15 protein-coding genes and 1 tRNA gene are annotated in these 19465 nt (G+C 58.9%); 13 read left to right on the forward strand and 3 right to left on the reverse strand.

What is annotated here, in order from left to right; genetic code table 11:
• Positions 1–197: 197 nt before the first annotated feature.
• Positions 198–2822: an alanine--tRNA ligase gene (gene alaS / locus DRB87_RS14910; protein ID WP_130026460.1), complete on the reverse strand. Its 2625-nt coding sequence runs from the start codon at positions 2820–2822 to the stop codon at positions 198–200.
• A 239-nt stretch (positions 2823–3061) separates the two neighbouring features.
• Between alaS and DRB87_RS14915 the strand changes: the two genes are divergently transcribed.
• The 9 genes from DRB87_RS14915 (at position 3062) to DRB87_RS14970 (ending at position 13206) form a co-directional block, all read left to right on the forward strand.
• Positions 3062–4285, forward strand: coding sequence for a CaiB/BaiF CoA-transferase family protein (locus tag DRB87_RS14915; RefSeq protein ID WP_130026461.1), 1224 nt, complete (start codon positions 3062–3064; stop codon positions 4283–4285).
• 158 nt (positions 4286–4443) lie between these two features.
• Positions 4444–4518 (forward strand) — tRNA-Arg (locus DRB87_RS14920).
• Positions 4519–4681: 163 nt separating this feature from the next.
• Positions 4682–5902: an integrase arm-type DNA-binding domain-containing protein gene (locus DRB87_RS14925; protein WP_130026462.1), complete on the forward strand. Its 1221-nt coding sequence runs from the start codon at positions 4682–4684 to the stop codon at positions 5900–5902.
• A gap of 194 nt (positions 5903–6096) precedes the next feature.
• Positions 6097–6846: a hypothetical protein gene (locus DRB87_RS14930; protein ID WP_130026463.1), complete on the forward strand. Its 750-nt coding sequence runs from the start codon at positions 6097–6099 to the stop codon at positions 6844–6846.
• Between the two features lie 1270 nt (positions 6847–8116).
• Complete coding sequence (locus DRB87_RS14945) at positions 8117–8290, forward strand: AlpA family transcriptional regulator (protein ID WP_240756006.1); 174 nt, start codon at positions 8117–8119, stop codon at positions 8288–8290.
• 8 nt (positions 8291–8298) lie between these two features.
• A complete protein-coding gene (locus DRB87_RS14950) occupies positions 8299–9024 on the forward strand; it encodes a hypothetical protein (protein ID WP_130026465.1) in 726 nt (241 codons plus the stop codon).
• 849 nt (positions 9025–9873) lie between these two features.
• Entirely contained in the window at positions 9874–10050 is a 177-nt protein-coding gene (locus tag DRB87_RS23075) for a hypothetical protein (protein ID WP_165385445.1), read from the forward strand.
• Positions 10043–10393, forward strand: a complete 351-nt coding sequence (locus DRB87_RS14965; RefSeq protein WP_165385326.1) for a DUF1484 family protein — start codon at positions 10043–10045, stop codon at positions 10391–10393. The genes DRB87_RS23075 and DRB87_RS14965 overlap by 8 nt, the downstream gene beginning before the upstream one ends.
• A gap of 8 nt (positions 10394–10401) precedes the next feature.
• Positions 10402–13206, forward strand: coding sequence for a toprim domain-containing protein (locus DRB87_RS14970; RefSeq protein ID WP_240756007.1), 2805 nt, complete (start codon positions 10402–10404; stop codon positions 13204–13206).
• A 228-nt stretch (positions 13207–13434) separates the two neighbouring features.
• On the opposite strand, the gene DRB87_RS14975 is transcribed toward DRB87_RS14970, so the two are convergent.
• Positions 13435–13734 carry a hypothetical protein gene (locus DRB87_RS14975; RefSeq protein WP_130026468.1) on the reverse strand — a complete coding sequence of 100 codons (300 nt, stop codon included), beginning with the start codon at positions 13732–13734 and terminating at the stop codon, positions 13435–13437.
• A gap of 217 nt (positions 13735–13951) precedes the next feature.
• Here DRB87_RS14975 and DRB87_RS14980 point away from each other — a divergent pair, with 217 nt between their 5' ends.
• The 4 genes from DRB87_RS14980 to DRB87_RS14995 all read left to right on the forward strand — a co-directional run bounded on the left by DRB87_RS14980 (position 13952) and on the right by DRB87_RS14995 (position 18829).
• Positions 13952–15550: a DGQHR domain-containing protein gene (locus DRB87_RS14980; protein WP_240756008.1), complete on the forward strand. Its 1599-nt coding sequence runs from the start codon at positions 13952–13954 to the stop codon at positions 15548–15550.
• Positions 15547–16830, forward strand: a complete 1284-nt coding sequence (locus DRB87_RS14985) for a hypothetical protein (protein ID WP_130026469.1) — start codon at positions 15547–15549, stop codon at positions 16828–16830. Before DRB87_RS14980 ends, DRB87_RS14985 begins: the two co-directional genes overlap by 4 nt.
• A 5-nt stretch (positions 16831–16835) precedes the next feature.
• Positions 16836–17996: a DNA adenine methylase gene (locus DRB87_RS14990; RefSeq protein ID WP_130027890.1), complete on the forward strand. Its 1161-nt coding sequence runs from the start codon at positions 16836–16838 to the stop codon at positions 17994–17996.
• A 197-nt stretch (positions 17997–18193) separates the two neighbouring features.
• Positions 18194–18829 carry a hypothetical protein gene (locus tag DRB87_RS14995; RefSeq protein WP_130026470.1) on the forward strand — a complete coding sequence of 212 codons (636 nt, stop codon included), beginning with the start codon at positions 18194–18196 and terminating at the stop codon, positions 18827–18829.
• A 35-nt stretch (positions 18830–18864) separates the two neighbouring features.
• On the opposite strand, the gene DRB87_RS15000 is transcribed toward DRB87_RS14995, so the two are convergent.
• The gene (locus tag DRB87_RS15000; RefSeq protein ID WP_130026471.1) at positions 18865–19338 is read right to left on the reverse strand and encodes a WbuC family cupin fold metalloprotein; all 474 of its coding nucleotides are present in this window, start codon (positions 19336–19338) and stop codon (positions 18865–18867) included.
• Between the last annotated feature and the right edge of the window lie 127 nt (positions 19339–19465).

Here is a 19465-nt window from a genome sequence, read left to right on the forward strand (position 1 = left end):
GCTTGAAGCGCTGGCCGACTGTCGCCCGTCGAGGGTCGCCTGAGCCGGTCATGATGAAAAAACCCCAAGGGTCGGATCGCGATCCAACGCTTGGGGTTCTGTGCAACTTGCGTGCGGCAAGCGCGATCACAATGCGCTACCGGGGCTGTCAGGTCCCACGGCGAGCCGCGACGGACGCCGCCGCGCTCGCCTCACCGTTACAGCTTGCCAGCCACCCAGCTCTGCACGCCGGCCAGCGCCTGCGACAATTGCGACGGATCGGTACCACCGGCCTGCGCCATGTCGGGACGACCACCGCCCTTGCCGCCGACCTGTTGCGCAACGAAGTTGACCAGCTCACCCGCCTTGACCTTGCTGGTGGCGTCGGCCGTCACGCCGGCGATCAGGCTGACCTTGCCGCCCTCGACCGCCGCGAGCACGATCGCTGCGCTGCCCAGCTTGTCCTTGAGCTTGTCCATCGTCTCGCGCAGCGACTTGACGTCGGCGCCTTCGAGTTGCGCGGCCAGCACCTTCAGACCGCTCACATCGACGGCCTTCTCGAGCAATTCGTCGCCCTGGCTCGACGCCAGCTTCGACTTGAGCGCCGCCAGTTCCTTCTCCAGCGACTTGAGCTGTTCCTGCACCTGCGCGATGCGCGGCGTCAGTTCGGCCGGCTGGGTCTTGAGCGCCGCAGCCGCTTCGTTGACCTGATCGTCGAGCTTCTGCACGAAACGCACCGAGTTGTCGCCGGTGATCGCTTCCACGCGGCGAATACCGGCGGCCACGCCCCCTTCCATCACGATCTTGAACAGGCCGATGTCGCCCGTGCGCGCCACGTGCGTACCACCGCACAGCTCGCGCGACGTGCCGATATCGAGCACCCGCACTTCGTCGCCGTACTTCTCACCGAAAAGCGCCATCGCGCCGCCCTTCACCGCGTCGTCAAACGACATCACGGCAGCCTGCGTCGGTGCATTGGCCAGCACTTCGGCATTGACGATGTCCTCCACACGACGGATGTCGTCGGCAGTCATCGCGGCATTGTGGGCGAAGTCGAAACGTGTCTTGTCGGCGTCGACGAGCGAGCCCTTCTGTTGCACGTGGCCGCCCAGCACTTCGCGCAGCGCCTTGTGCATCAGGTGCGTTGCGGAGTGGTTGCGAACGGTGCGTGCGCGACGCACGGCATCGACCTGCGCCGTGACCGCCGCGCCCACCGTCAATTCACCCGATTCCAGCTTGCCGTAGTGACCGAAGACGTCGGCCTGAATCTTCTGCGTGTCCGACACACCGAAGCGGGCGCCGCCCGCCGTAATCAGCCCTTGATCGCCCACCTGGCCGCCCGACTCGGCGTAGAACGGCGTGGTGTCGAGCACCACGATGCCCTGCTGCCCGGCGGCGAGCTTGTTCACGCTCGTGCCGTCGACGTAGAGCGCCGTGACCTTCGCACCGTCGAGTGCGAGCTTGTCGTAGCCCTGGAAGCGCGTCTTGTCGCCGTTGTATTCGAGGGCCGTCGCCATCTTGAACTTGCCGGCGGCGCGCGCCTGTTCACGTTGACGCGCCATGGCGGCGTCGAAGCTCGCTTCGTCCACGGTGATGCTGCGCTCGCGGCAGACGTCCGCCGTCAGGTCGAGCGGGAAGCCGTACGTATCGTGCAGTTTGAAGGCGAGTTCGCCGTCGAGCGTGGTCACGCCGCGCTTGGCCAGATCGGCCAGGGCGCCGTCGAGAATCTCCATGCCGTTCTCGATGGTCTCGCCAAAGCGTTCCTCTTCCTGCTTGAGCACGTCGGTCACGCGCTGCTGCGCCTGTGCCAGTTCCGGATAGGCCGCGCCCATCTCGGCGACCAGGTCGGGCACGAGCTTGTAGAAGAATGGCGTCTTGCAGCCGAGCTTGTAACCGTGGCGGATCGCACGGCGGATGATTCGGCGCAGCACATAGCCGCGGCCTTCATTGCCCGGAATCACGCCGTCGACGATCAGGAATGCGCACGCGCGGATGTGATCGGCGATCACCTTGAGCGAGTTCGCGGCGAGATCGGTCACGCCGGTCTCACGGCCGGCCGCCTTGATCAGATGCTGGAACAGGTCGATCTCGTAGTTGCTGTGTACATGTTGCAGCACGGCCGCGATACGCTCCAGCCCCATACCGGTATCCACGCACGGCTTGGGCAGCGGCGTCATGTTGCCCTGCTCGTCGCGGTTGAACTGCATGAACACGAGGTTCCAGACTTCGATATAGCGGTCGCCGTCTTCTTCCGGCGATCCGGGCGGGCCGCCCCACACGTCTGCGCCGTGGTCGAAGAAAATTTCCGAGCACGGGCCGCACGGACCCGTGTCTGCCATCTGCCAGAAGTTGTCCGACGCGTAACGCGCGCCCTTGTTGTCGCCGATGCGGATGATGCGCTCGGTCGGCACGCCGACTTCCTTCGCCCAGATGTCGTAGGCTTCGTCGTCTTCCTGGTAGACGGTCACCCAGAGCTTGTCCTTGGGCAGTTTGTAGACGTTCGTCAGCAGTTCCCAAGCGTATTGAATGGCTTCGCGCTTGAAGTAATCGCCGAACGAGAAGTTGCCCAGCATTTCGAAGAACGTGTGATGGCGAGCCGTGTAGCCGACGTTCTCGAGGTCGTTGTGCTTGCCGCCCGCGCGCACGCTGCGCTGGGCCGTGGTCGCGCGCTTGTAGGGGCGCGTTTCGAGACCGAGGAAGACGTCCTTGAACTGCACCATGCCGGAGTTCGTGAACAGCAGCGTGGGGTCGTTGGACGGCACGAGGCTCGACGAGCGCACGATGGTGTGCCCCTTCGACTCGAAGAAGGTGAGGAATTTTTCCCGAATGTCTGCGACTTTCATAGCGTGCGAAGGAGCGTGGGGACCGGGCCAGTCAAGCTGGGCGGGGTATTTTGCAAACTTTTGATTATACGGGAAATCAGCCCCCCACGGCGCCCAGCCAACAACCGCACTGCGAAACGGCGCTGGTCAGCGGCCCGTTGCGCACCGTAAACTTCCTCTCGCAAGTTCCGCAATGCAAAACAATGTTCCGCATGCAACATCGGGACAGCGATCAAACGAAACCGAGGAGAGAGAGGACGATGGGTGCGCTGAGTCATATCCGGGTGCTGGACCTTTCGCGCGTGTTGGCCGGCCCGTGGGCCACACAGAATCTGGCCGATCTGGGCGCGGACGTGATCAAGGTCGAGCGTCCCGGTGTCGGGGACGACACGCGCCGATGGGGGCCGCCTTATCAGCGCGACGCCGACGCACGCGAGACGGGCGAAGCCGCCTACTACCTCGCCGCAAATCGCAACAAACGCTCGCTCACGTTGGATATCGCCTCTGTCGAAGGGCAGGCCATCGTCAAGGCACTGGCCGCGCAGAGCGACGTGGTCGTCGAGAACTACAAGGTTGGACAGTTGGCGAAATACGGGTTGGATTACACGTCGTTGCGCGCGATCAAGCCCGACCTCGTCTATTGCTCGGTGACCGGCTTCGGCCAGGATGGTCCCTATGCGTCGCGCGCGGGCTACGACTTCATCGTGCAGGGCATCGGCGGTTTCATGAGCATTACGGGCGAGCGTGACGGCCTGCCCGGCGGCGGCCCACAGAAGGCGGGCGTCGCGATCGCCGATCTGATGACCGGGATGTACGCGACCATCGCCATCATGGCGGCCCTCACGCATCGTGACCGCACGGGCGTGGGTCAATACATCGACATGGCGCTGCTGGACACGCAGGTGGCGATGTTGGCGAACATGAATACGAACTATCTCGCAAGCGGCGAGGCACCAGTGCGTTGGGGCAACGCGCATCCGAACATCGTGCCGTATCAGACATTCCAGACGGCGGACGACGGCTGGATCATCGTGGCGGTGGGCAACGACGGCCAGTTCCGCAAGTTCGTGGAGGCGGGCGGCGAAGCGGCACTGGCGGACGACGCGCGTTTTGCGACGAATCCATCGCGCGTGCGGCAACGGGAAGTGCTGGTGCCGATGCTCGCCGAGATGGTGCGCAAGTTCGGCAAGGATGTCTGGATCGACAAGCTGGAAGCCGCAGGCGTGCCTTGTGGGCCGATCAACACGTTGCCGGAGGTGTTCGCGAATCCGCAGGTGAAGGCGCGCGGCATGGAGGTGTCGTTGCCGCATGCGTTGGGGGGTGTCGCTCGGGTGGTCGCGAGTCCCATGAAGATGAGCGAGACGCCGCCGCTTGCGCGCTCCGCACCGCCCACGCTGGGACAGCACAGCGACGACATCCTGCGCGAACGCCTCGGATTCGACGACGCCAGGATCGCGCGGTTGCGCGCCGAGGGTGTGGTTTGACGCGGCCACGCCCGCATACACAACCGACGCGTTCGACGACGCGTCAGCGGCATGAGCCAAATCGCGATCGCTGTTTTGACGGTGTCGCGCAAGATGTTTTTGTTATACTCTTGCGCTCGCGAGACTGTAGGATGCCTGCGTCAAACCGTCATCGCGCCCTCCCTGTAGTTCAATGGATAGAACGAGTGCCTCCTAAGCGCTAGATACAGGTTCGATTCCTGTCGGGGGGACCAGCTTACTGCCTAACGATTCCCAGCATTGCCCACAAAACCGCGACAGCCCAAGGCTTCGCGGTTTTTTTATGCCCACGGATAGCCGCGATTGCCCATCGACAGCGGGGGTACATTGGGGGTACCTTTGGGGGTACGAAATACCCCCAGCTACGAGATACCCCCAATGGCCCTAACAGACATTGCCATCAAGAACGCAAGGCCCTCTGACAAGGCATATAAGCTATTCGACGGTGGCGGCCTGTTCCTACTGATTACTCCCTCAAATCAAAAGTACTGGCGCCTCAAGTACCGACACAGCGGCAAAGAGAAACTGTTGGCCTTAGGCGTGTATCCCGAAGTCAGTCTCGCGGCCGCGCGCAAAAAGAGGGAAGAAGCGAGAGACAGCCTTGCGCACGGCACCGACCCGAGCGCACAACGAAAAGAAGTTAAGCGGCTAGCAATGCTCAGTGCCGCAACGTCATTCGAGGCAGTCGCGCGAGAATGGTTTGAGAGTCAGCGCGAAGGCTGGAGCGCCGGGTACGCTGAGAAAGTCATTGGTTCTCTTGAGGGAGACGTTTTCCCGACCCTGGGAAATATGCCAATCGCTGACATCGAGGCGCACACGCTTGTTGGGGTGCTGCGCGCGGTCGAAGCGCGTGGTGTGCGCGAGACCGCGAAACGAATACTCCAGCGCACACGCGCGGTGTTCCAGTACGGGATCATGACAGGTCGATGTATGCGCAACCCAGCCAGTGACGTGGATGCACAGGTAATCCTGAAAAAAGGACCCGCTGTGCAGCACATGGCGCGAATTAGGCCGTTGGAACTCCCGACATTAATGCGGGACATCGCCGCCTATGAAGGCGAGCCGGTCACGCGCCTTGCACTTGAACTTATGGCCCTGACTTTCGTCCGCACAGCAGAATTGATCGGGGCGACGTGGCAGGAATTTGACGAAGATGCCAAAGAGTGGCGCATCCCAGCGTCACGCATGAAGATGAGAACGCCGCACATCGTGCCACTGACTCGGCAAGCTATATCCGTCCTAGAGCAACTTCGCCAAATCAACGGTGCGCGAGAGTTCGTCTTTCACAGCCCCCAAGGTCGAAAGCCAATATCTAACAACACCATGCTGTATGCCCTATATCGGATGGGCTACAAATCACGGATGACCGGTCACGGCTTTCGCGGCCTGGCCGCGACGACACTCCGAGAGATGGGGTACACACGCGACTTGGTGGACCGACAGCTTGCACATGCCGAGAGAAATCAAGTTACTGCGGCGTACGTTCACGCGGAGTATCTACAGGATCGCCGCAAAATGATGCAACACTGGGCGGATTACATAGACGCTGCTCGAAAAGGGGCGAAGGTGATACCCGGCAAGTTTGAAACTGCTGCATAACCGCAGCGTCTGTGTATGGCAAATTCATCGCATGAATGTCCAGCACAACAACCCGAGTCCACCAGACGTAACGCATCTCTGGCTCGGTTGACATACATCTAAACACCGCGAACCCGCGTGGAGCGCAGCGACTCGAGACGCCGCGAACAATCACACACCGCTTTCGCAATAGAAGATCACGGCAAGGTTCGAGCATGGGAATCAATGACGAGTACAACAAAGTCGCCATCGAATACGTTTCGCTGACGTCCGCGTTAGAACTTTTGGCAATGACTGAGGAGGTTCCCGAAGATTTTGCTGCGCGCTGGCTACTTGAAAAAGAAGCGCACTTGCACCTCACCTTTTACGACCCGCAGTCTGAAGCACCTACACCCTATGGCATAGGTTTTGGTGTGTTCACCGGCAGTCCGGAATTCCCCGAAATATCACCAGAGACAATTCTGCGCGCGGTCGCGGAGCCAGGGAGTAACCACCCCGTGAATGCTGCCGCCTATCGCATAGGGACTCGCCTTTGCTTTGGAAAAGACGAGTTCTGGCGCTTTGTCTTGGACCATGGCGCGGATATCACGGTAGAGTGGTTTTCCAGATTCACTAATGACGACGACGTTCCGTCTTTCTGGCTAGATGACTGGCACGCTGTTCGGTCACGCGAGAATAACACCGGCACGCATGCTCTCTATTCGAGACTGCAAGCGATGGAGCTTGAAGTGAAGCGACTCACCCACGAGTTGGCCGCGGCCACATCACAAGTCGCTACGCTTCGCGATCAACTGTCCGACACGTCAGCCCAACGTAACACCTCCCCCGAGAATCGCAGACGCGGATATTGCATTCCCCGGGAAGCCGCAACGGGCGTCATTGGACACGTCATGACTTACAAGTGCTGCTCGACGCTCGCAGAGAAGGCGCAAAGGTCGCAGAACTCGCAGCATCCAACGGGGTAACACCCCAGCGCATCAGTACTCTACTCAAGAGGGCGGAGAGCCAAGAACGCACTGGCGGTAGCGCCACATCCGTTTGGAATTACAAACGCCGTTGATAAGGTGTTTCGCAAGTTGCACCCCGTATTTAGCAACACGCCGCCGTCGCCCACACTATAGGCCCGGGCTATTTGGCTTCGGTTGATGCGCGGTTGATAACTTAGGCTCGAGTCATCGATTTTGGAAAACGCCCATTTGGGGCTACATGTTCCCGTAGATGACTATGCGCTCCCGAACCCACGCAATACCCTCATCCAATCCTCAGCTTCCGACCACAGGCCGTGGTCGCTGGGCTGATATCGCACCGTTCGTTGGAATTGGGCGCGAAAAATGGCGTCAACTGACTTTGGCAGGTAAAGCCCCCGCGCCGATTCGCCTCACTGAGCGCTGCACCCTCTACGACTTCAGCCAGGTACATGCCTGGATCGCTGACCCGCTCAACTACCACGTCAAAAACGCCGCTCAAGGTCGTTCAGCCCAGAGACGCCTAAGTGCATGAGCTTGGCGCATGAAAGTGCACACGTTTCATGCACCCGCAAATGCCTATTCCCGCCAATACTGGCGGGCCTCGACGGCTGGCGAAAAGGTGCATGAAAAGTGTTGCATCAAGTGCGCAGGCGTGGCGGGGTCATGACTGCGCGCGCTGGGGTTTGAGGGGCTCGGAACATCCACCGCTAGTGCCCCTGCAAGCCCCCATCCGGCCGCACATCGGCCTGCAACGGCCCGCCCGCACCCACATCGCCCCCTTTCACCGAACGCGCTGTGGAGCGCCTACAGCGCTCCTGTGCACCGGAGATCTTGCATGTCGAATTCATCAACGCCGAAGTGTCAGCCTGGAAGCGCGATCACCCGGGAATCAGCAGTACCTGCCTGCCCGACCAGCGCCGGGGGACACCCCGTGCAGGTCTCCGGAAAACCCGGCCGCGCATCCCAGCGATGCCGCCCACCAAAGGGGCTTGCGACTTGGCAGTCCCTTCGACACCACCCGTTTCGTTGTGCTCGCGACGTATACAACACCGAGCGATTGCGCCATCAGCGAACGACGCCGGACACTGCACCTGCTCCGAGCAATACCGAGCGCCACTGAGCGCCAGCGAGCAATACCGAGCGCACGCGCTCACCGCCAACCCAACGAGGAAACCCGATGTCACGTTCGCACGTAGGGACATCCAACCATTGCGAAACACCCGGCATCCGTTTGAATCAGGCAGGGCAATCCGAGCCCGAGCGATTCATGCGGTTGCCCGAAGTCATGGCCGTCTGCGGCCTGCCGATGTCCACCGTTTATGACGGCGTTCGTCGTGGCGACTTTCCGAAGCCGGTGCCACTGACCGGCAAGAACGTTGCCTGGCTCGCCAGTGAAATTCGCCATTGGATGGAGGCCCGCATCGCGGCGCGCCAACTCTGAGAATCGATATGACTACCAAACACTCATTAGCCGTCCAAGCGGCTATCACCAAGCATAACGACGCACGCATCGCGTTCGAGACGTTGCGAGACGATGCCGACCGACTTGCGGCAGAGCTCGAAACGCACCAGAAGGCAGCGGCCGCCGCCGATGCCGAGGCAAATTCCGCTCGAGAGTCAGTGAGAGCACTGATTCGCGATGGCAACCCGTCGACCAAGAAGATCCACGAACTGAAGGCTCAAGAGCGCGCGGCGTACACGCTTGCTGAGGACTACCGGTCGATTGCAGCAGAGGTCGAGACCTTGTTTGCCGCGGCGAAGGTGGAAGCGGGCGACGCGAAGAAAGTCGAGCGCGAGTGCTTCGCCCACATCGTCGCGTCACGCCGTGACGAGCAACTCGCAGCACTGCCCGAAAACTTGCAGCCCGTGATTCAGGCGATAGCACTAGTTGAACGCAGTATGCACCTGGACGGTCCTGGGGCACCGTGGGCCATGACCGGGTTTGTCTCGCTCAAAGAAGCGATGCTTCGCGAGGTCTTCAGCGTTATTGAAAGCACCTATGACGCAACAGCCGATGACGCAAAGCAAGACCGCGTCGTTGATGCCGTAGTTCGTCCGACAGGGCGCGAACGATACGACCCCATGTCGCCAAGCATGAGATTTCGGATCGAGAAAGGGAACCAGCTCGCCGTAGCTAACGATGCCCGCGCTGCAGGCACACAAGGAGGACGATGACATGATCCACGATTGCCCAAAATGCCGCGCCGAAACGCCTGCGGAGTCGTTCCGCGCACTGCCCAACGCAGCAGCGGAAGCCACGTTTCAATGCATTAACGGATCGTGTCGACATCGCTTTTCTGTTCCGTTGGGACGAAGGTCTGATCACGTGGAAATTTTCACGAGCAACGGTCGACAAGACTACAAGATCACGACCGACTGTTAGTCCAATCGTGCGGCCCTGCGCCTCATAGATCGAACAAATATCTCTGACGGAGTCTCACGATGAAATTGGTCTGCCCACACTGCGACTCGGTCGCAAACATTCGATCAAGTCGACCACTGTCACGCATGACGCGAGAGTTGTACTGCCAATGCACAAAACTCGAATGCGGACACACGTTTATGAGTCTTGTAGAAGTCGTTCGGACGTTGTCACCCAGCAGCATCCCGAACCCCGAGATTGCCAAGCAGTTGGCCGGTCGCTCCGCCGCATCGGAGCCGGTGGGTATTTGAGGTCGAGCAGCCCCCGTTATGGCGGTGGGCTGCTCGATATTCGTGTGCGAGAACTCGCGAGCCACAGTGCTCGCTTGACTTTGATGTAAAGATGACCAACAATTCTCTTGCCGCCGAGACAACGGTGGTCGGGTGTGAGAACCCGAAATACTCCAAGGCGGACAGCCGCTTCGCGGCATTTTTTTCGTCCGTTGCGTTCGCGCACGTCCATCTCTTCTATGGCGGGCCGGGCGGGGCAGCCTTCGGGCTGGCCGGTTTCCTTGGGTACCGGTTTCTCACCCCCGCTGTCGGGCCCGCCACCCCTCACGTGAGAATGAGCGGCGGGCCTCCAATTACCCCAAGGAGCCCGCAATGGCTAATGCCGTCGCTCGTCACGAGCAATCCGCCCTCACTGAAATCCTGTCGATCGCTCGCGCCGCATTGCGCGCAGCCGTCAACGCACCGACAGATGATGCGTCGCTCGACGCCGCCGGTGACGCGCTCGTCGCAATTGCCCGTGTTGTCGAAACGGAGGTGCGTCATGGCTAAGCCGATGCCCACCGACTTCTCGTGCCAACTCGCGCTAGACCTCCATCGACGCAAGCTCAGCGATCTACGGTGGCTCCTCTCCGATGGCCGCAAACGCTCGATCAAGGCAGCTCATGACATTCAGTCCGAGTTGGCAACGATCGGCGAAGGGTTCGAGGCGACTATTCAGCAGACCGTTATCGACCTCTACGCCGTCAGTTCCGGCCTTGAAACCTTTCTCAAGCTGCTTGACCTCGCTGGTGCTGATCGCAAGCCGATCGATCCCGATGGACTGCACGCCCTGCTCGCACCGCTCAAGCGCCAGTTGGACGAGTCGTTCCACAACGTTTCAACGATGCTTTGAGGCCAGCCATGCAACACACGAACGACAATGCAATGGCCACGTGGTTTCGCGATGTGAAGCGCAAGGTCGACATCAATGAACTGGCCGAGAAGCTAGGTCTTCGCCGGGACGGCGACAAGGGCAACTACCACAGCCCACACCACGACGACCGCAATGCGTCCGTCTCTGTTTTCGACGACGGCCACGCATTCAAAGACTGGTCGGCGGATCGCGGCGGCAGTTGCATCGACTTTCTGATGCACTTCGCACCGGGCGTGGAATCGGTGATGGACGCCGCGAAGTTGCTCAGTGAAATGCAGGGTATCCCGTTGCCTAAGTCGTGTGAGCCGATACCCACAGCCCTCGAGAGCAAAGAAGAATACATCGCCAAGGGGGTCCTGGCCGCGCCAGATCCCGTTGTGACGTACCTAAGTGGCAGAGGCATTGACGAATCGGTGATCCGGCATGCCATCAAATGCAGCAGCCTCGGCTGGAACACGTGGCACAACAAGAGTGTGCCACCGGGCGAGAAAAGCTATGGCGGCCCCGCTGCCGCCTTTGTCGTGCGCGCGCTCGATACTTCGCGTGTGGTGGCCGTCGACATGCGCTACGCAGATCCCGCACTAAATGGCGGAGTCAAGACGCAATGCCATGGTGCCAAGCTCGGGTATGGCTGGACAAGCGATCTGGACCGCCTCCGACGTGCCGACACGGCGTACATCGTTGAAAGCCCTATCAATGCGCTCTCAGTGGAGTGCTGCACCCTGCCCGGAAACGTTGCGGCATTCGCCGTGCGCGGCACCAGCAACGTCGAGAAAATTGACTGGTCGTTTCTCAAGGGAAAGCGACACGTGCGCATCGCTCTCGACCATACCGACCCCATTAACGAAAAGACCGGCAAGCGCGCAGGCCTGGCGGCCGCATGGCATTTGTCGGACACCCTCACGGCATTGGACATCGGCTCGCTGTTTGTTGACATGCAGGACTGGGACGACGGCGAGGACATCAACGACGTGCTCAAGAAGCATGGTGCAGACGCGCTGTCGGCGCGGCTGCGTCGCCTCGAAGCGTGGATGATCCCCGGTATGCCGGGTGGTGGGCAGCGTCTCGCAGGCACTCGCCGCATCTTCCTGCCATCGCACGATTTCGGTGTGTATTGGCGCTTTCGCGTCAAAGATGATTTCACGCAATACGTCAGCAAGTGGAAGGATGCCGATGGAGAGGAGAACCCGCGCGACCGAAGCGAAGAGCTGACTGACCTCTGCTCCTTTCGCGTTGCAGGCATTTCCCGGCTCAGCATCCAAAGCCATTTGGCCACGATCAACGGCACGCCTGACAACCAGCCTGAGACGGTGTTTGGCATCAGCGCACAGGTCCCGCGTCACGGCTCAAAACTACAGCGCCAGGTTGTCGGCAATGACAAGCTCTACAACCTGGAATGGTGGCGCAGCCAATTCGGCGCGATCTGGTTGCCCGCGCAGTTCAGCCGCATGGTCAACATCTTCGAGCGCACCGCTGACTTACAGGCGCGCGACGTGGTGAACTTTGTTGGCCTCGCCTGGCGCGATGGCCAACTCGCCGCGATGCAGGGCGGTGACTGCTATTTTGTCGAGCCTCAGAAGCAATGCCTGTACGCGAATATGGCCTTCCCGCGAGGAACCGCGCACAACGCCCGCGAAGTCATCCGGGCATACCAAAAGACGTTCACGAGTAACGCGGCCGCCATAGCCCTCGTGTGGGCACTCGGCGCGCACCTTAAGGCCGTGCTTGGCTTCTACCCGCATTTGCAGATGCAGGCGGAAAAGGGTTCCGGCAAATCCAGGCTGCTGGAAAGTCTGCAAGCGACGCTGGCGTTTCAGGTGCTATCGGGTCAGATGCTCAAGACGGATCACCGCCGCCGTGCATCGGTTTCGTGGACATCGCATCCGGTGGGCTGGGACGAATTTTCCAAGCTACCCAAGTCCATCCTGACCGCCATCGACGGCTTGCTGCAAGCAACCTACCGCTTCGAATTCACCCGTGTGGGCAGTTCGCTCACGCCTTACCTGATGTGTGCGCCCGTGCTGCTGGCCGGGGAAGAGGTCGACGTTGAAAGTCTGCAATCCAAGCTGTGCCGCACGTCTCTGTCGGTGGCGAAACAGGGCGACATGATTGCGCACAACCTGCCGCAGTTTCCTGTGTGGGAGTGGTTGCAGTTCCTTGCCGGACTCGATCCCGCACGAATCCGCGATTTGCACGCCACGTACGTCACACAAGCTCAGCAGCGCAGCCGTGCCGAAAAGGGCGACGCGACGGCGCGGCGTATGGTCGAAAACTATGCGGCGGTCATGACGGCGTGGGGCCTGCTCAGCGAATTCGCGGATCTCGATAGTAACGAGGGCCACTTCGTCGACGATCTCCTGGCCGAGATGAACGCACACATCGCCGACACTAACGGCACTCGCCTGCCGTGGGTCTGGATCATGGAAATTCTGTTGTCGGAGCTTGAGGCCAAGCGATTTGAGCATCCGTTTGCCTGGGACGAAATCCTGGTTGATGGCAAGCGTGAATTGGCACTCTTTCTGCGTCCGAATCACGTCATGGATCACCTGTCGACAGCTCCGCACCTGCGGGCCAAGTTTGACGCGCTGCCAATCAAGACCGGGCGGGTATTCAAACAGCAGCTTCTCCAGTCCGGCGTCGTGCCAATATGCGGTGGCAAACCGCTTGACGATGTGGAGCGACGCATCAGCGGACGCAGACATGCTCACCTGACGGCCATTCGTCTCTCAAAGCTCGAGCAGCTCGGGCTGTACGCATCACCCGATGTTCCGGCCAGTTACGGCAGTACCTGAACCCGCCTGGCGTTTCATTAGCGCCTTTACCCCCTCCGCGACACGCCCCCTCTCTCAGCCCCTCCCAATAGGCACCGCCGGTCTGGCGGTGCCCTACCACCTCTCTCGTACCAGCACACGCTTTCCGGGGCCGTCCTCGGCGCGACCCTGATACGGCGCCGTGTCGCCGAACAACCGGCCAAGGGATTACCGGACTGGTACCCCCTGCCACAAACCCAGTCTCTCGATCTATATACGCACACGGCCGATGCCGCCCCATATCCGTCCGTTGGGTACTAGGTGGCGAGAAAAAAACCGTGGTTCCGTGGCAATCGTCTGTAACTCATTGAATTTATTCAAACTTCCTGCCACGGTTTTGCTTAAAAATGCCACAGCTTCGGCTTTTCTTGCCACACCCTGTTTTTCCGTCGCCCCCTCCTTACTTTCTTCTTTTCTTTTTAAAATCAAAGAGAAAGAGAAGAAGAGCAGAAAAAAATAAAGGCCTGACACGTGCCACGGTTTTGGCGAGTTGCCTATTTTTTGAGCCACGGAATTTTTGCCACGCCACACCCAAAACCGTGGCACTTTCTTGATAGCTAAGCCTTTGATTTCATTGCAATCGAATACGCCGATTCAGGCGGTGCCACGGAACCACGCGATTTTCCTCATCGGAGAGGGGCGCTGCCCTGTACCATGCGTCCCCTCAAAAATTGGAGCCGCGATGCTGCCTTGCTCTGGCCCTCCCTTCTAGTTTGGACGACATAGTATGATTCGCTCACAGGGCGTTCTTCTCGTCCGTCAAAATGAAAAAAACTATATGACCGATAACGTGCGGATACCAGTGCTGCGTGTGAAACAGTGGCTGAATTCATGGAATGAAGCCGAATGGTCCGATCATCTGCCAGAGCCGGACCATTATTTTTATATTGCGTCGATCCCCTTGGCCATGCTGCGAAGGCTTGCCGGCGTCAGCAAACGCCAAGTTGCTGAGCGCCTAGATGGTAAGCAAGGAGCTGGGTATCAGCGTGCCCATCAGCCTCAACGATCACGTAGCATTGCTCGTTACCTGAAGTACGGCTTTCCTATTTCCAACGAGTCGTCGTTGGACGTAGACGAACACCGAAACTTGATTCACCCCGGGTGGTTGCCAACATCAATTTTGGTGAACGTGGTCGGAGCTGATGAAACTCGAGTACGGGCTGGAGAGGATCGAAGCGTCGATCGAGATTGCGTGGCTACGATTGAAGAAGACCGAGGCGCGCATTTTCTGAGCATTCCTGCCGCAGCCGAAGCCGCCTCGTTCAGGCTTCCCGCAACGTCAGTGGAGCCACTCGAGATTATCGACGGGCAGCATCGCCTATTTGCAGTTGACGAGTTGAATGGGGACGCCGATCTTGATGACTATCAAGTCCCAGTGGTTCTGTTTGATAAATTAACACCATCGTGGCAAGCATATCTTTTCTGGGTTATTAACGTTGAGCCTAAAAAAATCAACCCCAGTCTTGCATATGATCTGTATCCCGAACTTAGAAATCAAAGTTGGTTGCAACGCGGCGAAGGCATCCGAGTCTATCAAGAGCATCGTGCGCAAGAGCTCACCGAAGTTCTGTGGCGTCATGAGCGTAGCCCATGGCGTGGACGAATCGAGCTTCATGGACAACGCGTGGACGGGCATGTCTCGAATGCGGCATTCATTCGCTCTCTGATGGTCAGCTTCGTTCGAAAGTGGGGAAAGGAAAACAAGATCGGAGGATTGTTCGGAACAATTGGGACGTCACGTGGCGAACGTGTTTTGCCCTGGAAGCGATCGCAGCAAGCCGCCTTTCTGATTGCATGTTGGCGACACATCAGCGACGCGACTAACACGTCGAGTGCTCATTGGGTGAAGGTCCTTTCCAAGGGAAGCGCGATCAATTTATTCGACGATGGAGAAGCATTGCATCCGGCTTTTGCCGGACCGCATTCACTTTTGGGAACAGATCAAGGAACGCGAGCAATTCTCGTAGTTTTTAATGCTCTGAATCAGGTTGCGTATTCGAGCCTAGGCCTCGAACAGTGGGAATCGGAACGAGTTTCCGAAGTGCCGGAAGATGACGATGTATCCGAAGCTCTTATTGAGTTTTCTCATATAAAAAAGGCAAACTCATTTCTAGCCGCTATCGCCGAGAATCTCGTGAACAACGTGGACTGGCGCACTTCATCTGCTCCCGGGCTCAATGAAAGTGAGCGTAATGCACAGGGGGTATATCGCGGAAGCAGCGGTTATGTCCAACTCCAGGCGCGCTGCTTTGACAGCCTCAAGTTGTCATCCGATCAACGTGTTTCAGAGGCCGCCGCCGTAGCGGCAGGGATGCTCGGAAGATGAGCAAACCATTACATAAAAAAAAGCAGAACGTTGGCCACACGCCCAAGAAGACGGCCCCGTTAAGTAAAGAGCAACTGTGGAGCCGAGCCATATGTGCAAATGCCAATGGCAAAGGTACCGCTCTGGGTCTAGCACTGCTGGGTCCGCTTACGACGCCTCAAGATCTGTTGCTGACAGCGGCAACAAATCAGAACCCCCAATGCGTACTGGCCGCAGAACAAATTATTCACTTAGTTGAAGGTTGGCGCTACGCGTCCGCCGCTACGTCCGCATACCTGACGCATGCGAACGCCGCTGCCACACACCTTGCCTATTATGCTGAGCTACGTGCAGCTATGTCCCTCTTCGCCTGGAGCGGAATTAGAGCGAAGTGGCACGGATATTACTATTTGGATAGTAACGGTACGAAACAGTTGCCAGCAGCCACTAACCCTCCCACGCACACCGGTATTTGGGCGCTATGGAACGAGTGGGTCACGAGACCAGATATCAAGACGCTGCTCTCGCAATCGATCAAGCTTCACCCGGCGATTACTTTCGACAAGGTTGTGAAAGCGATCAACTTTGCCCAGCCTGGACAAGCACTAAAGTCATGGGGAGCTGACCTGCTCAACATTTCCGATGATCACGCCGCCCGAAATGCGGCAAGCTACAACGCAACGTGGATCGACACACCGCTATCCCAGATGAAGGAAGAGGAAGCGGAGATTGTGCGGGAGTTGTGGCAGTTGTTGCTGTCCGATGGCTCGAGCCTCGGATTCGACTCATCGCTCTGCAGCCATTTTGCAGAGCAAGCAGTTGAACGAACGCACATCATCGCGGGCAAATCGCGCGACGATATCCGTTTGAACATTGCGCAACACATTTCGAACAACACTGGCCTGCCCGTTGACGATGTTTTGCGGCGACTTGATCCGACACTATATTCATCGCGCCCGTTCCTTCTCGCGGCATCCGCCGACACCAAGCCTCAGAATGTTCTGTGCAGATCATTCCTTTTGCTTAGAATGGCGCTGCTTGCGATGAAAACGAGCCTCTCACTCCCCTCCATCCCGGAAACCGCGAAGAAGTGGCTTGAGAACTGGCTTGAGCATGCCGGCATATGGTCCGCAGGCACCGGAATGGATTTGCTCGACATCGAAATTGATTACAGGGACGCGGTATCCGACCTTGAGGTCGCTCGCCCTCTTCCCGCAACATTGTGGCAGGGCGAAAATTCAACGCATATTATGCGAATCGCGCGCCCTGATGCGTGTATAGCTTGGAGTTTGGTTGCATGAAGTACATGGGGCATAAGGGGAAATTGCTGCCGATTTTGGGGGAAGTTCTTAAGGCTGAGAGCGCCCACGCTAACCGGATTGCTGACCCCTTTTGCGGCTCGGGAGCCGTATCGTGGTTTTTAGCTGAGAAGACTAGTAAATCTGTCATATCTGGCGACTTGCAGTCGTTTGCAGTCGCACGAGCAGCTGCCGTGGTGGAACGCACGCGAACGTTTGATGCTGGCGAACTAATCACAAGTTGGTTTGCATCCGCCCGTAGCGTGGTTGAAAGCATCGTAATGCAGTTTCCAAACGCGTCGAGATCAGTCCATCCCGAGTTCGTAGACGCGGAGGAAATACGAGCGGTTGTTGAACGGTCACGCTCTTTCTGCGAATCCATAATGCCCCCTGTCCTCGCAAAAATGGGCGGCAACTTCCCTATGACGCTTGCATACGGAGGGCACTACTTCTCACCGCTTCAGGCTATAGAGCTCGACGCCCTGCGAAACACTATCCCTGACGATGAGGGAGTAACCCAAGCGTGCGTGGCAGCCCTGGTGGATGCAGCAAGCCGTTGCGCGGCTGCCCCCGGACACACAGCACAACCGTTTCAGCCTACGCCGACTGCCGCAAAATTTATCATCGAGGCTTGGAACAAGGACGTGTGGGACACGGTTAAGAACGCGATATTCTCAATCGCGTCAGTCCACGCCCAAGTTAAGGGGGCGGCATTCAAGGGCGATTGCATTGAGCTAATAAATCGACTTGAGCCTGGTGACCTAGTATTTGCAGATCCCCCATACTCAGACGTCCACTACAGTCGCTTTTATCATGTGCTGGAGACGCTCGCGCGCGGCAGCGCAGTGTCGGTATCAGGTGTCGGTCGATATCCTCCGTTAGCGGACAGGCCAGGCTCGTCATTTAGTCGAAGAGGAGAAGCCCATAGGGCTGCACAGGCATTGATAGACGCATGCAGCACAAAAGAGGTCAGCTTAGTCTTGACGTTTCCGTTAGCGAAGGCGAGCAATGGTCTTAGTACATCCGACTTCGTTCGCTTTGGCACCGGCAAGTTCTCCTCTATCGATGTGCAGGAAGTGAGTTCGACGTTTAGCACTCTAGGCGGCAACGGGGCGAATCGCGACGGCCGGCAAGCGTGCACGGAGAGCATTGTTTGCTTTAGACCTTGAGGAATAATTGCCCCTACCATAGCCCCCCTCTTGGTGCCGGTTCAATTTCGTCATTCTTTGACCTAGCACTCGACAAAAGGGGGTACTTTTGGGGTACGTTAAAATAAAAATTAATACAATGCCAAATAAAACAACGCCCTAGCAAGGTAATGTGAATTCTGTCGGGGGACCAAATACGCATTTGGCGCATCCCAAGAATGGCCGAAATGCCCCGCGTAGCCGGGCTCGCCGGGGCATTTTTTGCCTCCGCCCGATGCGATGATCATGCCGGCGTTCCCGCCACCCCAGCGCGGCATTGGCGCGATCGGCTGGCAGCGACCGCGCAGCACGGACTCTGCGTCGGCGTCGCGGGATTGCATGTCTTCGACGCCGAAGCCCAAGCGCCCGTGGCACGTGGCACCGCCCGATTCACTACGCTTGCACCGCTGCTCCGCGTACCGGGCGTTTCCTGGGTACCCCTGGGTCGGCCCGCAGGCGACACGTCCCACGCTATTCCGCCCGAAACCGTCGACTGGATCGACTGGCGCGCCGACTGCGATGATCTGGCCGACGAGGCCTCGCTCATCGACAATCTGGATCTGGTGATTTCTTTAGACACCACACACGCGCACTTGGCCACGGGTTTGGGCGTGCCGGTCTGGCGGTTGCATGCCGCGGCGACCACGTCGTTCGGCAACGAAGCCCGACGCGAACCATCTGTCAGCCCCGAGGGCGTCACCGATGCGCGCGACCTTCACCCACGCTTCGCCGGAGATGATTGGCACAGCGCCATCGACGCGGCGACCCAGGCACTGCTCGCCATGGCCGCCGGGTTTCAAGGCTGGACGCGCTAACCGCCGAAAGTGTGCCGCAGCGACACCTCCGTCCGTCAGGCGGCCCAGCGGTCGCCCACCTGCGCCGTCTTGACCCATTCCATGAACGCGGCCGCCTCGGGCGTGTCTGCCGGCGCCGACCAACCCGCGTAGTCCGACTCGACGAACGGCCGATACGGGCCGTGCTTTACCTCGAAAATCACGGCCCCCGGGTCCAGCGAAAGCACCGTGTGGAAGGTGCCCTGCGCTGTCTCCGTTACGCTCGTGTCCTCGCCCAGCACCTTGCGGTCCGTAACAACGCCTGCCTCGTCAAACGTCAGAACGACAAAGCACCCGCGCAGCGCCGTGAGCAGTTCCCATGTGTAACGATGCAAATGCGGGCGAATGTACGTAGCAGGCTCCATCGCGATGGCCAGGCGCTGAATCGGATCGTCCAGCGACGCGTGCAAGTTCTGGTTCATACGTGCACGCGGCGACTGCTCGGCTTGCTGGGTCAGCGCGTCGAGCGCGGCAAAAGTCAACGTTTTCATAGGGGAATCATGGGGAGTCTGGGGAATGAAGCCTTCGCGGCATCGCGGCGACGGCCACGAGTGTAGCAAATCGATGATCGCCGCTCGTCCATAAAAAAACCCGCCTGTCGGCGGGTTTTTCACTTCA

It is taken from the genome of Pandoraea sp. XY-2, from assembly GCF_004193915.1.
Classification (GTDB): domain Bacteria; phylum Pseudomonadota; class Gammaproteobacteria; order Burkholderiales; family Burkholderiaceae; genus Pandoraea; species Pandoraea cepalis.

What these genes read in the sequence shown, in the direction of transcription:
- alaS (WP_130026460.1), bottom strand. Translation starts at nt 2,822, where the DNA reads ATGAAAGTCGCAGACATTCGGGAAAAATTCCTCACCTTCTTCGAGTCG.
- DRB87_RS14915 (WP_130026461.1), top strand. Translation starts at nt 3,062, where the DNA reads ATGGGTGCGCTGAGTCATATCCGGGTGCTGGACCTTTCGCGCGTGTTG.
- DRB87_RS14925 (WP_130026462.1), top strand. Translation starts at nt 4,682, where the DNA reads ATGGCCCTAACAGACATTGCCATCAAGAACGCAAGGCCCTCTGACAAG.
- DRB87_RS14930 (WP_130026463.1), top strand. Translation starts at nt 6,097, where the DNA reads ATGGGAATCAATGACGAGTACAACAAAGTCGCCATCGAATACGTTTCG.
- DRB87_RS14945 (WP_240756006.1), top strand. Translation starts at nt 8,117, where the DNA reads ATGCGGTTGCCCGAAGTCATGGCCGTCTGCGGCCTGCCGATGTCCACC.
- DRB87_RS14950 (WP_130026465.1), top strand. Translation starts at nt 8,299, where the DNA reads ATGACTACCAAACACTCATTAGCCGTCCAAGCGGCTATCACCAAGCAT.
- DRB87_RS23075 (WP_165385445.1), top strand. Translation starts at nt 9,874, where the DNA reads ATGGCTAATGCCGTCGCTCGTCACGAGCAATCCGCCCTCACTGAAATC.
- DRB87_RS14965 (WP_165385326.1), top strand. Translation starts at nt 10,043, where the DNA reads ATGGCTAAGCCGATGCCCACCGACTTCTCGTGCCAACTCGCGCTAGAC.
- DRB87_RS14970 (WP_240756007.1), top strand. Translation starts at nt 10,402, where the DNA reads ATGCAACACACGAACGACAATGCAATGGCCACGTGGTTTCGCGATGTG.
- DRB87_RS14980 (WP_240756008.1), top strand. Translation starts at nt 13,952, where the DNA reads ATGATTCGCTCACAGGGCGTTCTTCTCGTCCGTCAAAATGAAAAAAAC.
- DRB87_RS14985 (WP_130026469.1), top strand. Translation starts at nt 15,547, where the DNA reads ATGAGCAAACCATTACATAAAAAAAAGCAGAACGTTGGCCACACGCCC.
- DRB87_RS14990 (WP_130027890.1), top strand. Translation starts at nt 16,836, where the DNA reads ATGGGGCATAAGGGGAAATTGCTGCCGATTTTGGGGGAAGTTCTTAAG.
- DRB87_RS14995 (WP_130026470.1), top strand. Translation starts at nt 18,194, where the DNA reads ATGGCCGAAATGCCCCGCGTAGCCGGGCTCGCCGGGGCATTTTTTGCC.
- DRB87_RS15000 (WP_130026471.1), bottom strand. Translation starts at nt 19,338, where the DNA reads ATGAAAACGTTGACTTTTGCCGCGCTCGACGCGCTGACCCAGCAAGCC.